The following is a 15,621-nucleotide window of genomic DNA, read 5'->3' as shown; positions in this document are numbered from 1 at the left end:
ATCGTGGTGATCGCTGCGGTCAGCGTGGTCTTGCCGTGGTCAACGTGACCAATCGTGCCTACGTTTACGTGCGGCTTTGTCCGCGTGAATTTTTCCTTAGCCATTGCTATTTCCTTTCAATTTTAAAATTCGATTATTTCTTGGCAGCCATGATCGCGTCTGCAACATGCTTCGGCGCTTCGGAGTAGTGCTTAAACTCCATGGAATAGGTAGCACGACCCTGGGACATGGAACGCAGCGTAGTCGAGTAGCCGAACATTTCGGACAGCGGAACTTCAGCCTTGATCATCTTGCCGCCGGCAGGATTGTCGTCCATGCCTTGCAGGATACCGCGACGGGACGAGATATCGCCCATGATGTCGCCCATGTACTCTTCCGGAGTTTCGATTTCCACAGCCATCATCGGCTCAAGAATCACCGGATTGGCGCGACGCATTGCTTCCTTAAAGGCAATCGAGCCAGCCAATTCGAACGCGATCTGCGACGAGTCAACATCGTGATAGGAACCGAAAGTCAGGCGCACGGTCACATCCACCACCGGGAAGCCTGCCAGAACACCCGCCTTCAGGGTGTTTTGAATACCCTTGTCAACGGACGGAATGAATTCACGCGGAATCACGCCACCCTTGATTTCGTCGATGAACTGGTAGCCCTTGCCTTCGCCGGACGGCTCAAGCGTAATCGTACAATCGCCATACTGGCCCTTACCGCCGGATTGCTTGGCATGCTTGCCCTGCACGTCCTTGGCCACGTTGGTGATCGTTTCACGGTACGCCACCTGCGGAGCGCCAACGTTAGCTTCAACGCCAAATTCGCGCTTCATGCGATCCACCAGAATTTCCAGGTGAAGTTCACCCATACCGGAAATAATGGTCTGACCAGACTCTTCGTCGGTACGCACACGGAAGGACGGATCTTCCTTGGCCAGACGCCCCAGAGCGACACCCATCTTTTCCTGGTCAGCCTTGGTCTTCGGCTCTACAGCAACGTGAATCACAGGATCCGGGAATTCCATGCGCTCAAGAATGATCGGATGATCTTCGGCACACAGGGTTTCACCGGTGGTGACATCCTTCAGGCCGATGGCAGCAGCAATATCGCCGGCGAGAACTTCGTCAATTTCCTTGCGGTCATTGGCGTGCATCTGCACGATACGGCCGACACGCTCACGCTTGTCCTTGACCGAGTTCAGCACGCCATCACCCTGCTTCACCGTGCCGGAATAGACACGGAAGAAGGTCAACTGACCGACGTACGGGTCGTTCATCAACTTGAAGGCCAAAGCGGAGAACGGCGCAGCATCGGAAGCTTCACGGTGATCTTCCTCACCCTTGTCGTTGGTACCCTTGACCGGCGGAATGTCAACCGGGGACGGCAGCAGCTCGATCACGGCATCCAGCATGCGCTGAACACCCTTGTTCTTGAACGCGGTACCGCAAAGCATCGGCTGGATTTCGCAAGCGATGGTACGCTGACGCAGCGCCTTGATGACTTCCTCTTCGGTGAGGTTACCCTCTTCGAGGTACTTGTTCATCAGCTCTTCCGAAGCCTCGGCAGCCGATTCAACCATCTTCTCGCGCCACTCCAGAGCCAGACCTTCCAGTTCGGCCGGAATGTCCTTGTACTCGAACTTCATGCCCTGGGAAGCTTCATCCCAGAAGATGGCCTTCATCTTGATCAGATCGACCACGCCCACGAAGTTGTCTTCGGCACCGATAGGAATCACGATAGGCACCGGATTCGCTTTCAAGCGAATCTTCATCTGGTCGACAACACGGAAGAAGTTGGCGCCGGTACGGTCCATCTTATTCACGAAGGCCAGACGCGGAACCTTGTACTTGTTGGCCTGACGCCACACGGTTTCGGACTGCGGCTGAACGCCACCCACAGCACAGTACACCATGCAGGCACCATCCAGCACGCGCATGGAACGCTCCACCTCAATAGTGAAGTCCACGTGCCCCGGGGTGTCGATGATGTTGATGCGGTGCTCCGGGAACTGCATGCCCATGCCCTTCCAGAACGTGGTGGTCGCAGCCGAGGTAATGGTGATACCACGCTCCTGCTCCTGCTCCATCCAGTCCATGGTGGCGGCGCCGTCATGCACTTCACCGATCTTGTGGTTCACACCGGTGTAATACAGGATACGCTCGGTCGTCGTGGTCTTGCCGGCGTCAATGTGAGCGGAAATACCGATGTTGCGGTACCGCTCGATAGGGGTTTTACGTGCCACGATTGTTTCCTTATATCGCGATTAGAAGCGGTAGTGGGCGAACGCCTTGTTCGCTTCCGCCATGCGGTGAACTTCGTCGCGCTTCTTCATCGCGCCGCCACGGCCTTCGGCCGCATCAAGGAGCTCGCCTGCCAGACGCAGATCCATGGATTTTTCGCCACGCTTGCGGGCTGCTTCACGCACCCAGCGCATCGCCAATGCCAAACGACGGCTGGGGCGTACTTCCACCGGCACCTGATAGTTGGCGCCACCCACACGACGGCTCTTCACTTCGACAACCGGCTTCACGTTGTTGATGGCAACGGTAAAGGTATCGATGGCGTCCTTGCCGGTCTTCTTGGCAATCTGTTCGAGCGCGCCATAAACGATGCGTTCTGCAACGGCCTTCTTGCCGTCCAGCATCACCACGTTCATGAATTTCGCGAGTTCAGTGCTGCCGAATTTCGGATCCGGCAATACCTCGCGCTTCGGTACTTCTCTGCGTCTTGGCATGATATTTCCTTGATATATGATTCAGTTGGGGTATTCCCCGCGATCTCCCAACAGAGAGATCACTTACTCGACGGCACGGCCAAGCCATCCGCCGACCCAGGCCACAATTAGCCCTTCGGACGCTTCGCGCCGTACTTGGAGCGAGATTGCTTGCGATCCTTGACGCCAGCGAGGTCGAGCGAACCGCGTACGCAGTGGTAACGCACACCCGGCAAATCCTTCACACGACCACCACGGATCAGCACCACGCTGTGCTCTTGCAGGTTGTGGCCTTCACCGCCGATGTACGAAATGACTTCGAAACCATTGGTCAGGCGAACCTTGCACACTTTACGCAGCGCGGAGTTCGGTTTCTTCGGAGTGGTGGTGTACACACGGGTGCACACACCACGCTTTTGCGGGCAGGCCTCGAGCGCGGGAACCTTGCTCTTGGTCACTTCCTGCACACGCCCTTTACGGACGAGCTGGTTGATAGTTGGCATTGTTTTCGTTTCCTAAACAAACAAAGGTTTGACAGCTACACTGAATTAACCCATTGATTAACCAGTGTTTTAATCCACTTTGCTCCGCAAAATGGAAGTAGACGGCGGCCAGCTATGCTGACCGCCGTCGAAAAAAGACTTGAATTATAAGGAGATATTTCAAGCCACGTCAACGCAGGCCGCCAGTCGCGGCCTGTTTCGACGGATTATTCGGCAGATGGGGCATCTCCTTCCTGAGCCACTTCCGCGACAACTTCGGCAAAACTGGCCAGATTGTCGTAGCTGGCCTGACGCTGTCGCTTGCGGTTCTTGTGGTACGCAAGGCCGGTACCAGCAGGAATCAGGCGACCAACGATCACGTTTTCCTTCAAGCCGCGCAGTTCGTCCATCTTGCCCATGATCGCGGCCTCAGTCAGCACGCGCGTGGTTTCCTGGAACGAAGCCGCGGAGATGAAGGAATCCGTGGACAGGGACGCCTTGGTGATACCCAGCAATACGTTATCGTACTTGGCCAGTTCCTTGCCTTCGGCCGCCATCTTGTCGTTGGCGATCAACATCTCGGCACGTTCAACCTGTTCGCCCTGGATGAAGTCGGTGTCGCCCGAATCAGTGATCACGACTCGGCGCAGCATCTGGCGTACGATCACTTCGATGTGCTTGTCGTTAATCTTCACACCCTGCAAGCGATACACTTCCTGCACTTCCTGGACAATGTAGCGCGCCAGATCCTCGATACCCTGCAGACGCAGGATGTCATGCGGATCGATCGGGCCATCGACAATCATTTCGCCGCGGTTCACCACCTGACCATCGTGCACCATGACGTGCTTGTCCTTCGGGATCAGGTATTCGTGCGGAGTGCCATCCAGATCGGTCAGGATCAGACGCTGCTTACCCTTGGTATCCTTGCCGAAGCTCACCGTACCGGTAATCTCTGCCAGCACGCCCGCATCCTTGGGCGAGCGAGCTTCGAACAACTCGGCCACTCGCGGCAGACCACCGGTAATGTCACGGGTCTTGGCGGATTCCTGCGGAATACGTGCCAGCACATCGCCTGCGCCGACCATCTGGCCATCCTTGACCGAGATAATGGCACCGACCTGGAAGGTGATCGTCACTGGCGTATCGGAGCCGGTCAGCTTGACCTCGTTGCCGTTTTCATCGAGCAACTTGACCAGCGGACGCAGGCCCTTGGCCGCGCTTGCCTTACGCTTCGAATCGATGGCAACCAGCGTGGAAAGGCCGGTCACTTCGTCCATTTGTTTGACGACGGTCACGCCTTCTTCGACGTTCTCGAACTTCACCTGACCGGCGTATTCGGTAATGATCGGGCGGGTATGCGGATCCCATGTTGCCAGCACGGCGCCGGCCTTGATCGCATCGCCGTCCTTGACCAGCAGGTTCGCGCCGTACGGAATCTTGTGACGCTCACGCTCGCGACCGTTGTCGTCGTGCACGGTCACTTCAGCCGAGCGGGTAATGACCACGCGCTCACCCTTGGCCGTGGTGATGTAGCGCATGGTGTCGGTGTAGGCAATCGAACCATTGGACTTCGATTCCACCTGGCTGGCTGCTGCAGCTCGCGATGCCGCACCGCCGATGTGGAAGGTACGCATGGTCAGCTGGGTACCCGGCTCACCGATCGACTGTGCGGCAATCACGCCCACCGCCTCGCCGGTATTTACGATGTGACCACGGCCCAAATCGCGGCCATAGCACTTGGCGCACAGACCATAGCGGGTTTCACAAGTCAGCGGAGTGCGAACCTTGACTTCGTCAATGCCCAGCGCATCAATCTTGTCGACCACCTCTTCGGTCAACAGGGTACCGGCTTCGAATACGGTTTCCTGGGAGGCGGGATCGACAATATCGAGCACAGCCACGCGCCCCAGAATGCGGTCGCGCAACGCTTCGATCACGTCACCGCCTTGCACCACGGCCTTCATGTTCACGCCGTTCTTGGTACCGCAATCATCCTCGATTACCACCAGATCCTGCGTGACATCGACGAGACGACGGGTCAGGTAACCCGAGTTCGCGGTCTTCAGTGCCGTATCCGCCAGACCCTTACGTGCACCGTGGGTCGAAATAAAGTAATCGAGAACGGTCAGACCTTCACGGAAGTTCGCCTTGATCGGCGTTTCGATAATCGAGCCGTCCGGGCGAGCCATCAGGCCCCGCATACCGGCCAGCTGGCGAATCTGCGCAGCGGAGCCCCGTGCACCCGAATCAGCCATCATGTAGATCGAGTTGAAGGAATCCTGCGAGATTTCCTTGCCGCTATCGTCTTTCATGACGTTGCCAGCGGCATCGAGCACTTTCTCTTTGCCGAGCTCGGTCATCATCGCCTTGGCGATATCTTCGCCGGCACGGCCCCAGATATCGACGACCTTGTTGTAACGCTCGCCCTGAGTAACCAAGCCGGAGTTGTACTGCTGCTCCACATCGCGCACTTCGGCATTGGCTTCGGCCAGAATGTTCGCCTTCTTGGACGGAACCAGCATATCGTCGACACAGATCGAGATGCCTCCGCGGGTCGAATAGCTGAAACCGGTGTACATCAACTGGTCAACGAAGACCACGGTATCCTTCAGACCACAGGTGCGGAAGGAAGCATTGATGAGGCGGCCGATTTCCTTCTTCTTCAGAGCCTTGTCGATATGGCTGAAATCAAGCCCCTTGGGCAGGATTTCCGACAGGATCGCACGGCCCACAGTGGTATTGCGGCGAACAAGTTTGCAGACCCACTCGTCATTTTCGTCCTTGTGCCATTCCTTGAGACGCACCGAAACGCGGGTCTGCAGAGTCACGGTCTTGGCCTGATAGGCTCGCAGCGCTTCGTTGACGTCAGCCAGAATCATGCCTTCGCCCGGAGCATGCACACGCTCGCGGGTCATGTAGTACAGACCCAGCACGATATCCTGCGACGGCACGATAATCGGCTCGCCGTTGGCAGGCGACAGCACGTTGTTGGACGCCAGCATCAACGTGCGGGCTTCCATCTGTGCTTCAAGCGACAGCGGGACGTGGACAGCCATCTGGTCACCGTCGAAGTCGGCGTTGAACGCAGCACAGACCAGCGGGTGCAGCTGAATGGCCTTGCCTTCGATCAATACCGGCTCGAACGCCTGGATACCCAGACGGTGCAGTGTCGGCGCACGGTTCAGCAGCACCGGATGTTCACGGATGACTTCTTCCAGGATATCCCACACCACGGCTTCCTGGCTTTCCACCATCTTCTTGGCAGCCTTGATCGTGGTCGCCAGCCCCATCACTTCCAGACGGTGGAAGATGAACGGCTTGAAGAGTTCCAGCGCCATCAGCTTCGGCAGACCGCACTGGTGCAGACGCAGGTACGGGCCCACGGTAATCACGGAACGACCGGAGTAGTCGACGCGCTTGCCCAACAGGTTCTGACGGAAACGGCCGCCCTTGCCCTTGATCATGTCAGCGAGCGACTTCAGCGGACGCTTGTTGGCACCGGTCATGGCCTTACCGCGGCGACCGTTGTCGAGCAGCGAATCGACGGCTTCCTGCAGCATCCGCTTTTCGTTGCGCACGATGATGTCCGGCGCGCGCAGTTCGAGCAAACGCTTCAGACGGTTGTTACGGTTGATGACGCGACGATAGAGATCGTTCAGGTCGGAAGTGGCAAAACGGCCGCCATCGAGCGGAACCAGCGGACGCAGCTCCGGAGGCAGGACCGGCAGCACGTCCATGATCATCCATTCCGGCTTGATACCGGAACGCTGGAAGGCTTCAAGCACCTTCAGACGCTTGGCAATCTTCTTGATCTTGGTATCGGAACCGGTGCTTTCCAGTTCGGCGCGCAGATTGACGATTTCGTTTTCTGCGTCCAGCGAACGAAGCAATTCACGGACAGCCTCGGCGCCCATCAGCGCAACGAATTCATCGCCGTACTCTTCGTACTTGGCGAAATAATCGTCTTCGGTCAGCAACTGGCCGCGAGTCAGCGGGGTCATGCCCGGCTCGACGACGACATAGGCTTCAAAATACAGTACGCGTTCAATGTCGCGCAGCGCTATATCGAGCACCATGCCCAAACGCGACGGCAGGCTCTTGAGGAACCAGATGTGCGCAACCGGGCTGGCCAGATCGATGTGGCCCATGCGCTCGCGGCGCACCTTGGACAGCGTGACTTCAACTCCGCACTTCTCACACACTACGCCGCGATGCTTCAGTCGCTTGTACTTGCCGCACAGGCATTCGTAATCCTTGATCGGCCCAAAAATACGGGCACAGAACAGACCGTCACGCTCCGGCTTGAAGGTACGGTAGTTGATGGTTTCCGGCTTCTTGACTTCGCCGAAGGACCAGGAACGGATCTTGTCGGGCGAAGCGAGCCCGATCTTGATCGCATCAAATTCCTCGTCCTGTGTTACCTGCTTGAACAGTTCCAGTAGGCTTTTCATTACCTGTTTTCTCCGCAAAGGAGTGAAGGGTTTGGTGAAGCAGGTATCACCCACTTCACCGCACACCCCACGAGAATCACTCAGTTTCTTCCAGATCGATATCAATACCCAGCGAACGGATTTCCTTCACCAGTACGTTGAAGGATTCCGGCATGCCAGCTTCGATCTTGTGGTCGCCCTTGACGATGTTCTCGTACATCTTGGTCCGGCCGTTCACGTCGTCAGACTTGACGGTCAACATTTCCTGCAGGGTATACGCCGCCCCGTAAGCTTCCAGCGCCCACACTTCCATTTCCCCGAAGCGCTGGCCACCGAACTGCGCCTTGCCACCCAACGGCTGCTGGGTCACAAGCGAGTACGGACCAGTCGAGCGTGCATGCATCTTGTCGTCCACCAAGTGATGCAGCTTCAGGTAGTGCATCACACCCACCGTGACCTTGCGCTCGAACGGCTCGCCGGTGCGCCCGTCGAACAGTTGCATCTGGGTCTTGCTGTCGTTGAAACTCAGCAGCTGGGTACGCGGCTCTTCATCCGGATACGCAAAATCAAGCATCTGCAGGATTTCTTGCTCCTTGGCTCCGTCAAATACCGGACTTGCAAAAGTCATCCCTCGACGCAGACCATTAGCCAGTGTCTCGACCTCTGCATCAGACAGGCCGGCAATGTCTTCCTGCTTGCCAGTGCTGTTGTACACCTTGTCGAGGAAAGCCCGGACCTCTGCTATGTCACGCTGCGCCTTCAGCATCGCGTCGATACGCTGGCCGATACCCTTGGCCGCCCACCCCAAGTGGACTTCCAGAATCTGACCGATGTTCATCCGGGACGGAACGCCCAGCGGATTCAGCACGATATCAACCGGTGTGCCATCAGCCATGTACGGCAGGTCTTCCACCGGACAAATCTTGGACACCACACCCTTGTTACCGTGACGGCCGGCCATCTTGTCGCCCGGCTGCAGACGGCGCTTCACGGCCACATAGACCTTGACCATCTTGATCACGCCCGGCGGCAGTTCGTCGCCCTGGGTCAGCTTGCGCTTCTTGTCTTCAAAACGCTGTTCGAACTCGACGCGCATCTGCGCGATCAAATCCTTCATCGCTTCGAGCTGGCGCGCACCTTCCTCGTCAGCAAGGCGGATATCGAACCAGTCGGCCTTGGACGGGAGGCTGTCGAGGTATTCCTTGGTGATTTCGGAACCCTTGGCCAGACGCTTCGGGCCGCCGTTGGCGACCTTGCCCACAATCTGGCGCTCGATACGCTCGTAAAGGTCGTTCTCGACGATACGCAGCTGGTCGTTCAGGTCGGTACGGTAACGGCGCAATTGCTCGTCAATGATCGACTGAGCACGCTTGTCGCGCTCGACGCCTTCGCGGGTAAACACCTGCACGTCGATCACGGTGCCGGTCATGCCGGACGGAACGCGCAACGAGGTATCCTTCACGTCGCTGGCCTTCTCGCCGAAGATCGCACGCAGCAGTTTTTCTTCCGGAGTCAGCTGGGTTTCGCCCTTCGGCGTCACCTTGCCGACCAGCACGTCACCGGCTTCAACCTCGGCACCGATGTAAACGATGCCGGAGTCGTCCAGACGGCCGAGCATACGTTCGGACAGGTTGGAAATGTCGCGGGTGATTTCTTCCGGGCCGAGCTTGGTGTCGCGCGCCATGACGTTCAGTTCCTCGATATGGATCGAGGTGTAACGGTCATCGGCCACCACCTTCTCGGAGATCAGGATCGAGTCTTCGAAGTTGTAGCCATTCCATGGCATGAAGGCGATGGTCATGTTCTGACCCAGCGCAAGCTCGCCCAGATCGGTCGATGCGCCGTCGGCAATCACGTCGCCCTTGGCGATCTTGTCGCCGCGCTTCACGATCGAGCGCTGGTTGGTATTGGTGTTCTGGTTGGAGCGCGTAAACTTGACGAGGTTATAAATATCCACGCCAGTTTCACCCGCCACGGCTTCATCGTCGTTGACACGAATCACGACGCGGCTGGCATCGACATAGTCGACCACACCACCACGCAGGGCGGTCACGGCCGTACCGGAGTCAGTGGCACAGGTATTTTCGATACCGGTGCCAACGTACGGTTTTTCGGCACGCAGGCAAGGAACAGCCTGACGCTGCATGTTGGCGCCCATCAGCGCGCGGTTCGCGTCATCGTGCTCAAGGAACGGAATCAATGAGGCGGCCACGGAAACAATCTGGCTCGGAGCCACGTCCATGTACTGCACGCGATCCGGCGTCGAGATGATTGTTTCGCCATGCTCGCGGCAGGTCACCATTTCATCGATGAGACGGCCTTCGGCATCGGTTTCGGCGTTGGCCTGGGCAATCACGTACTTGCCTTCTTCGATCGCAGACAGATAATCGATCTGGTCGGTCACCTTGCCGTCGATTACACGGCGGTACGGGGTTTCCAGGAAGCCATACTCGTTGGTACGTGCATAGCACGACAGCGAATTGATCAGACCAATGTTCGGGCCTTCCGGCGTTTCGATCGGGCACACGCGGCCATAGTGGGTCGGGTGCACGTCGCGGACCTCAAAGCCGGCGCGCTCGCGGGTCAGACCACCCGGACCAAGGGCCGATACACGGCGCTTGTGGGTAATTTCCGACAGCGGGTTGGTCTGGTCCATGAACTGCGAGAGCTGCGACGAACCGAAGAATTCCTTGATCGCGGCGCTGACCGGCTTGGCATTGATCAGGTCGTGCGGCATCAAGTTTTCGGATTCGGCCTGCGACAGACGCTCCTTGACCGCACGCTCGACACGCACCAGGCCGGCACGGAACTGGTTCTCTGCCAGCTCACCCACGGAACGTACACGACGGTTGCCAAGATGGTCGATATCGTCGACATCGCCGCGGCCATTGCGCAGTTCGACCAGGATACCAATCACCGCAAGGATATCGTCAGTCGTCAGGACGCCGCCGTTTTGCTTGAAGGAATCGCCTACGCGGGCATAGAAACGGCGCAACCAGCCCGGGGTCTTGTCGTCGAACTGGTCGGTATAGGCGCGGCTGTTGAACTTCATGCGGCCTACGGCCGACAGGTCATAGCGGTCTTCGGAGAAGAACAGGCCACTGAACAGCGCTTCGACTGCTTCTTCGGTCGGCGGCTCGCCCGGACGCATCATGCGATAGATGGCCACGCGCGCGGCCCACTTATCCTGGGAATCGTCGGTGCGCAAAGTGGCAGATATCCACGGCCCCTGATCGAGATCGTTGATATACAGGGTTTTGAATTCGGTGATGCCTGCTTCTTGCAGTTTGACCACCATCTCTTCCGTGATCTCGTCGTTGGCGCGCGCAACAACCTCACCGGTTTCCGGATGGATCACGTTGTGGGCCAGGATGCGGCCATACAAGGTGTCCACCGGTACGGAGGCTTCCTTAACGCCTGCATTCACGATGTCACGAATCGTCTTGGCAGTAATGCGCTTGTCCTTCTGGGCAAGCACCTTGCCGTCCTCAGCAATAATATCGAACTTGGCAACTTCGCCCTTCAGACGGTCAGCCACCAGCTCCAGCATCAGTCCATCCTTGCCGACACGGAAAGTATCGGTGTCGTGGAAGAACTCAAGAATCTGTTCGTGCGTAAAGCCCAGCGCCTTCAGCAGAATCGAAACCGGCATCTTGCGACGACGGTCGATCCGGAAGAAGAGGAGATCCTTGGCATCGTATTCGAAATCGAGCCAAGAACCGCGGTAAGGGATCACACGCGCGGAGAAGAGCAGCTTGCCCGAGCTATGGGTTTTGCCCTTGTCATGCTCGAAAAACACGCCCGGAGAGCGATGCAGCTGCGATACGATCACGCGCTCGGTACCGTTGATGACAAAAGAGCCGTTACGCGTCATCAGCGGAATTTCGCCGAAGTAAACGTCCTGCTCTTTGACCTCCTTCACGGTCGGCTTGGCCGCTTCGCGATCCATGATCACGAGGCGTACGCGGGCACGCAGAGGCGCAGCAAACGTGATGCCGCGCTGCTGGCACTCGATCACATCAAACGGGGGCTCGCCCAAGTTGTAATGGACAAACTCAAGACGTGCGTTGCCATTGTGCGAGGCGATCGGGAAAATCGAGCTGAACGCTGCCTGCAGGCCGTTGTTACGGCGCGAACTGGCTGGCACACCCAGTTGCAGGAATTCGGCGTAGGAGTCGATCTGTGTCGCCAGCAGGAACGGCACTTCGAGAACGCTCGCCCGCTTCGCAAAACTCTTGCGAATACGTTTCTTCTCGGTGAACGAGTATTGCATACTCATAGACTCTCCATGGAGGTGGGGCGCAAAAGACAAACCACAAACAAGCCCACGAGGGCCGGTTTCCGGTCTGCCTACTGCAGGTCTTGACTAACTCAGCAAACGCAAAAGGGCAGGCGGATTCCTCCGCCTGCCTCACGCAATCGTCCTGGGACGATTACTTCATTTCGGCCGTAGCGCCGGCTTCAACCAGCTTCTTCACCATGGCTTCAGCGTCAGCCTTGGCAATGCCTTCCTTGACGGACTTCGGTGCGCCGTCAACCAGATCCTTGGCTTCCTTCAGGCCCAGGCCGGTCAGTTCGCGCACAACCTTGATCACGCCAACCTTGTTGGCGCCAGCGCCGGTCAGGATAACGTCGAATTCGGTTTTTTCTTCAACAACAGCAGCAGCAGCGGCCGGGCCAGCTACAGCAACAGCAGCAGCAGAAACGCCGAACTTTTCTTCAAACGCCTTCACCAGGTCGTTCAGTTCCAGAACAGTCAAAGCGCCAACGGCTTCGAGGATGTCTTCTTTGGTCAGAGCCATTTGTAAATACTCCTGAATATCTTGTCAGAATGAATGAAAAACGAGAACGTTTTAAGCGGCTTCGGTCTGCTTCTCTGCCAAAGCGGCCAAGCCACGAACGAAGCCGGACAACGGCGCCTTCATGACGTACAGCAGCTTGGACAGCAGCTCTTCGCGGCTCGGGATGCTTGCGAGTGCGCCAACGTCCTCAGCGCTCAGCAGCTTGCCATCATAAGAACCGGCCTTGACGACGATCTTGTCGTCTTTTTTGGCGAAGTCGTTCAGAACCTTGGCTGCAGCAATCGGGTCTACAGAAATACCGTACACGAGCGGGCCGACCATTTTGTCGGCCAGATCGGCGAACGGGGTTCCTTGTACCGCGCGGCGAGCCAGCGTATTCTTCAGAACACGCAGGTAAACGCCGGACTCGCGAGCCTGCTTGCGCAGACGAGTCATGCTGGCAACCTCGATGCCACGGTATTCGGCAATAACGATAGTCTGGGCGCCGGCAACTTCTGCGGCGATCTCAGCTACGACTGCCTTTTTGTCTTCAATATTGAGACTCAAGGTTATACCTCCAATCGGTTAAGTTCAGCGCGGAAGAACCGCACCACCCAAACAAACGGCAACCTTGAATTCAGGAGACTTCGAGAGAGTTTTCATTCATCACGATGTCTTATGATTGGGTTTACCGTCTGCGTAGGCCAGCCTGACTGCTGCTGAATTAAGTACCCCTTGCGGAGTGCACCTACGGTCTTTGACACTCCCCCGCCAACAGCAAGCTGCCGCGGGGGCCCAAAGTTCTTATTGCAGCACGCTGGTGGTGTCGACGCGAACGCCTACACCCATGGTGCTGGAAACTGCCAGCTTCTTGAAGTACACACCCTTGGAAGCTGCCGGCTTGGCCTTTTGCAGGGCATCGACCAGTGCAGTCAGGTTTTCCTTCAGGTCGGCAGCCTCAAACGAAGCGCGACCGATTGTGGCATGAATGATACCGGCCTTGTCGGTACGGTACTGCACCTGGCCTGCCTTGGCGTTCTTCACTGCCTCGGCGACGTTCGGAGTCACGGTGCCTACCTTCGGGTTCGGCATCAGACCGCGCGGGCCGAGAATCTGGCCGAGCTGACCAACCACGCGCATTGCATCCGGGGAAGCAATCACGACGTCGAAGTTGATGTTGCCGGCCTTGACCTGTTCAGCCAGATCGTCGAAACCGACGATGTCCGCACCCGCAGCCTTGGCTGCTTCAGCGTTGGCGCCCTGAGTAAACACGGCCACACGCACAGTCTTGCCGGTACCCTTCGGCAGCACGACAGCGCCGCGAACGACTTGATCGGACTTGCGCGGATCGACGCCGAGATTCACGGCCACATCGATGGATTCGTTGAACTTGGCAGTAGCGGCACCCTTGACCAGCGCAATGGCCTCGTCAATGGCGTACAGCTTGTTGCGGTCAACTTGAGCATTGAGCGCTGCTAGACGCTTGGAAACCTTAGCCATGTTACACACCCTCCACATTCAGGCCCATGGAGCGAGCGGAACCAGCGATGGTACGCACGGCAGCATCCATATCAGCAGCGGTCAGATCAGGCGCCTTGGTCTTGGCGATTTCTTCAAGCTGGGCACGAGTAATAGTGCCAACCTTGTCGGTATGCGGCTTGGAAGAACCCTTTTGAATGCCTGCAGCCTTCTTGATCAGAATGGTTGCCGGCGGGGTCTTCATCACGAAGGTGAAGGACTTGTCCGCATAAGCGGTAATAACCACAGGAATTGGCAGACCCGGCTCGACGCCCTGGGTCGCAGCGTTAAACGCCTTGCAGAATTCCATGATATTGAGACCGCGCTGACCAAGAGCCGGGCCGATGGGCGGCGACGGATTGGCTTTACCAGCGGGCACTTGCAGCTTTACATAGCCGACAATTTTCTTTGCCACGATTTACTCCTTGACGGGTCAGACGCGAGACAGCGCTCGCTCCCCAACTAAAAACCGAGCACCGCTTGTGCGGCACTCGCCATGTTGCAGATCAAACCTTCTCGACCTGCGCGAAATCCACTTCCACCGGCGTAGCACGACCAAAAATAAGCACGGAAATCTTGAGCCGGCTCTTGTCGTAATCCACGTCTTCCACTGTGGCATTGAAATCGGTAAACGGCCCTTCGGTCACACGAAGCTGCTCACCCACCTCGAACTGCACCTTGGGACGGGGCTTTTCCACCCCCTCCTGCATCTGACGCATGATGCTTTGCACTTCGCGCTCGGTGATTGGCGCCGGGCGATTACCCGATCCACCGACAAAACCGGTCACCTTGGGCGTACTTTTGACCAAGTGCCAAGTTTCATCGGTCATGTCCATCTCGACCAGCACATAGCCCGGGAAAAATTTACGCTCAGAAACAGACTTGCGCCCGCCCTTCACCTCGACCACTTCTTCCACCGGAACGAGTATCTGACCAAACATATGCTGTACGCCAGAACGCTCGATGCGCTCCTTCAGCGCTTTCTGCACGCTCTTCTCAAAACCGGAATAAGCATGCACCACATACCAACGCATTCCCATTAGTCTCTCCGCGTCTTAGCCACGCCCCAGCACGACGTCATAGAACAACCACGCCAAGCCGGTATCAACAACCCACATAAACAGGGCCAAAACACCCACAAACAGGAATACCACCCCGGTAATCTGCCAAGTTTCTTTCTTGTTTGGCCAGACCACCTTCTGCGCTTCCTTTACGGAATCGCGGGCATAACCCATAAACTCCTGCCCCAGCTGGGAAAACCACAACACCCCAACCCCGGAGAGCAAACCAGCAACCACCGAAAGGGGCCGCAGCACAACCGGCGTAGCAGGCAACAAGTAAAAGCCCGTCACACCCGCCGCCACCAACAACAGCGCCAGCGCCACCTTGATTTTATCTGTGCTTTCCATTGCAATCTTTTCGGTGAACCGATAGAGAACAGAGCCGCACCCCACGGGGCGGCTCTGCAAATTTACCTGGCAGGCGAGGAGGGTCTCGAACCCCCAACCCCCGGTTTTGGAGACCGGTGCTCTGCCAATTGAGCTACTCGCCTACAGAGAAAGGGCAAGATTATACAACACCCTGCCCGCTTTTGGAACAAACCAAAACTTACTCGATGATCTTGGCAACCACACCGGCGCCGACGGTACGGCCACCTTCGCGGATGGCGAAGCGCAGGCCTTGTTCCATGGCGATCGGGCAGA

Annotated in this window: 13 protein-coding genes and 1 tRNA gene; all 14 read right to left on the bottom strand. The window is 57.3% G+C overall.

All coding sequences use genetic code 11. From position 1 onward, the window contains the following. Positions 1-104: GTP-binding protein (locus tag BMZ36_RS13855; protein WP_245747959.1), on the bottom strand; the 104-nt coding region annotated here is incomplete at its 3' end. Between the two features lie 29 nt (positions 105-133). Next, entirely contained in the window at positions 134-2,233 is a 2,100-nt protein-coding gene (fusA, locus tag BMZ36_RS13850) for an elongation factor G (RefSeq protein WP_091198216.1), read from the bottom strand. Positions 2,234-2,254: 21 nt separating this feature from the next. After that, entirely contained in the window at positions 2,255-2,725 is a 471-nt protein-coding gene (gene rpsG / locus BMZ36_RS13845; RefSeq protein WP_091198213.1) for a 30S ribosomal protein S7, read from the bottom strand. 107 nt (positions 2,726-2,832) lie between these two features. Continuing rightward, positions 2,833-3,207: a 30S ribosomal protein S12 gene (rpsL, locus tag BMZ36_RS13840; protein WP_091198209.1), complete on the bottom strand. Its 375-nt coding sequence runs from the start codon at positions 3,205-3,207 to the stop codon at positions 2,833-2,835. Positions 3,208-3,413: 206 nt separating this feature from the next. Then, positions 3,414-7,640 (bottom strand): DNA-directed RNA polymerase subunit beta', encoded by a 4,227-nt coding sequence (gene rpoC, locus BMZ36_RS13835; protein ID WP_091198206.1) that lies wholly within the window; start codon positions 7,638-7,640, stop codon positions 3,414-3,416. Between the two features lie 76 nt (positions 7,641-7,716). After that, positions 7,717-11,892, bottom strand: coding sequence for a DNA-directed RNA polymerase subunit beta (rpoB, locus tag BMZ36_RS13830; RefSeq protein WP_177187897.1), 4,176 nt, complete (start codon positions 11,890-11,892; stop codon positions 7,717-7,719). 160 nt (positions 11,893-12,052) lie between these two features. Continuing rightward, positions 12,053-12,421 (bottom strand): 50S ribosomal protein L7/L12, encoded by a 369-nt coding sequence (rplL, locus tag BMZ36_RS13825; protein ID WP_091198199.1) that lies wholly within the window; start codon positions 12,419-12,421, stop codon positions 12,053-12,055. A gap of 51 nt (positions 12,422-12,472) precedes the next feature. Beyond that, positions 12,473-12,967, bottom strand: coding sequence for a 50S ribosomal protein L10 (rplJ, locus tag BMZ36_RS13820; RefSeq protein WP_091198195.1), 495 nt, complete (start codon positions 12,965-12,967; stop codon positions 12,473-12,475). 237 nt (positions 12,968-13,204) lie between these two features. Further along, positions 13,205-13,900: a 50S ribosomal protein L1 gene (gene rplA, locus BMZ36_RS13815; RefSeq protein WP_091198192.1), complete on the bottom strand. Its 696-nt coding sequence runs from the start codon at positions 13,898-13,900 to the stop codon at positions 13,205-13,207. A gap of 1 nt (position 13,901) precedes the next feature. Beyond that, positions 13,902-14,333, bottom strand: a complete 432-nt coding sequence (gene rplK / locus BMZ36_RS13810; protein ID WP_091198186.1) for a 50S ribosomal protein L11 — start codon at positions 14,331-14,333, stop codon at positions 13,902-13,904. A 91-nt stretch (positions 14,334-14,424) separates the two neighbouring features. Continuing rightward, complete coding sequence (nusG, locus tag BMZ36_RS13805; protein ID WP_091198183.1) at positions 14,425-14,958, bottom strand: transcription termination/antitermination protein NusG; 534 nt, start codon at positions 14,956-14,958, stop codon at positions 14,425-14,427. A 15-nt stretch (positions 14,959-14,973) separates the two neighbouring features. After that, a complete protein-coding gene (gene secE / locus BMZ36_RS13800) occupies positions 14,974-15,327 on the bottom strand; it encodes a preprotein translocase subunit SecE (RefSeq protein WP_091198180.1) in 354 nt (117 codons plus the stop codon). Positions 15,328-15,394: 67 nt separating this feature from the next. Beyond that, a tRNA-Trp gene (locus BMZ36_RS13795) sits at positions 15,395-15,470 on the bottom strand. A 56-nt stretch (positions 15,471-15,526) separates the two neighbouring features. Next, a partial coding sequence (locus BMZ36_RS13790) for an EF-Tu C-terminal domain-related protein (RefSeq protein WP_373277432.1) occupies positions 15,527-15,621 on the bottom strand: 95 nt, incomplete at its 5' end.

Source organism: Formivibrio citricus, assembly GCF_900115065.1.
GTDB lineage: Bacteria > Pseudomonadota > Gammaproteobacteria > Burkholderiales > Chitinibacteraceae > Formivibrio > Formivibrio citricus.
The sequence above is the reverse complement of the archived record's forward strand: the minus strand, read 5'-3'. Positions and strand labels throughout refer to the sequence as shown.

Excerpts from the sequence above, each read along its gene's own strand:
- rpsG (WP_091198213.1), bottom strand. The coding sequence starts at position 2,725 with ATGCCAAGACGCAGAGAAGTACCGAAGCGCGAGGTATTGCCGGATCCG.
- nusG (WP_091198183.1), bottom strand. The coding sequence starts at position 14,958 with ATGGGAATGCGTTGGTATGTGGTGCATGCTTATTCCGGTTTTGAGAAG.
- rplL (WP_091198199.1), bottom strand. The coding sequence starts at position 12,421 with ATGGCTCTGACCAAAGAAGACATCCTCGAAGCCGTTGGCGCTTTGACT.
- secE (WP_091198180.1), bottom strand. The coding sequence starts at position 15,327 with ATGGAAAGCACAGATAAAATCAAGGTGGCGCTGGCGCTGTTGTTGGTG.
- rpoC (WP_091198206.1), bottom strand. The coding sequence starts at position 7,640 with ATGAAAAGCCTACTGGAACTGTTCAAGCAGGTAACACAGGACGAGGAA.
- rpsL (WP_091198209.1), bottom strand. The coding sequence starts at position 3,207 with ATGCCAACTATCAACCAGCTCGTCCGTAAAGGGCGTGTGCAGGAAGTG.
- rplA (WP_091198192.1), bottom strand. The coding sequence starts at position 13,900 with ATGGCTAAGGTTTCCAAGCGTCTAGCAGCGCTCAATGCTCAAGTTGAC.
- rpoB (WP_177187897.1), bottom strand. The coding sequence starts at position 11,892 with ATGCAATACTCGTTCACCGAGAAGAAACGTATTCGCAAGAGTTTTGCG.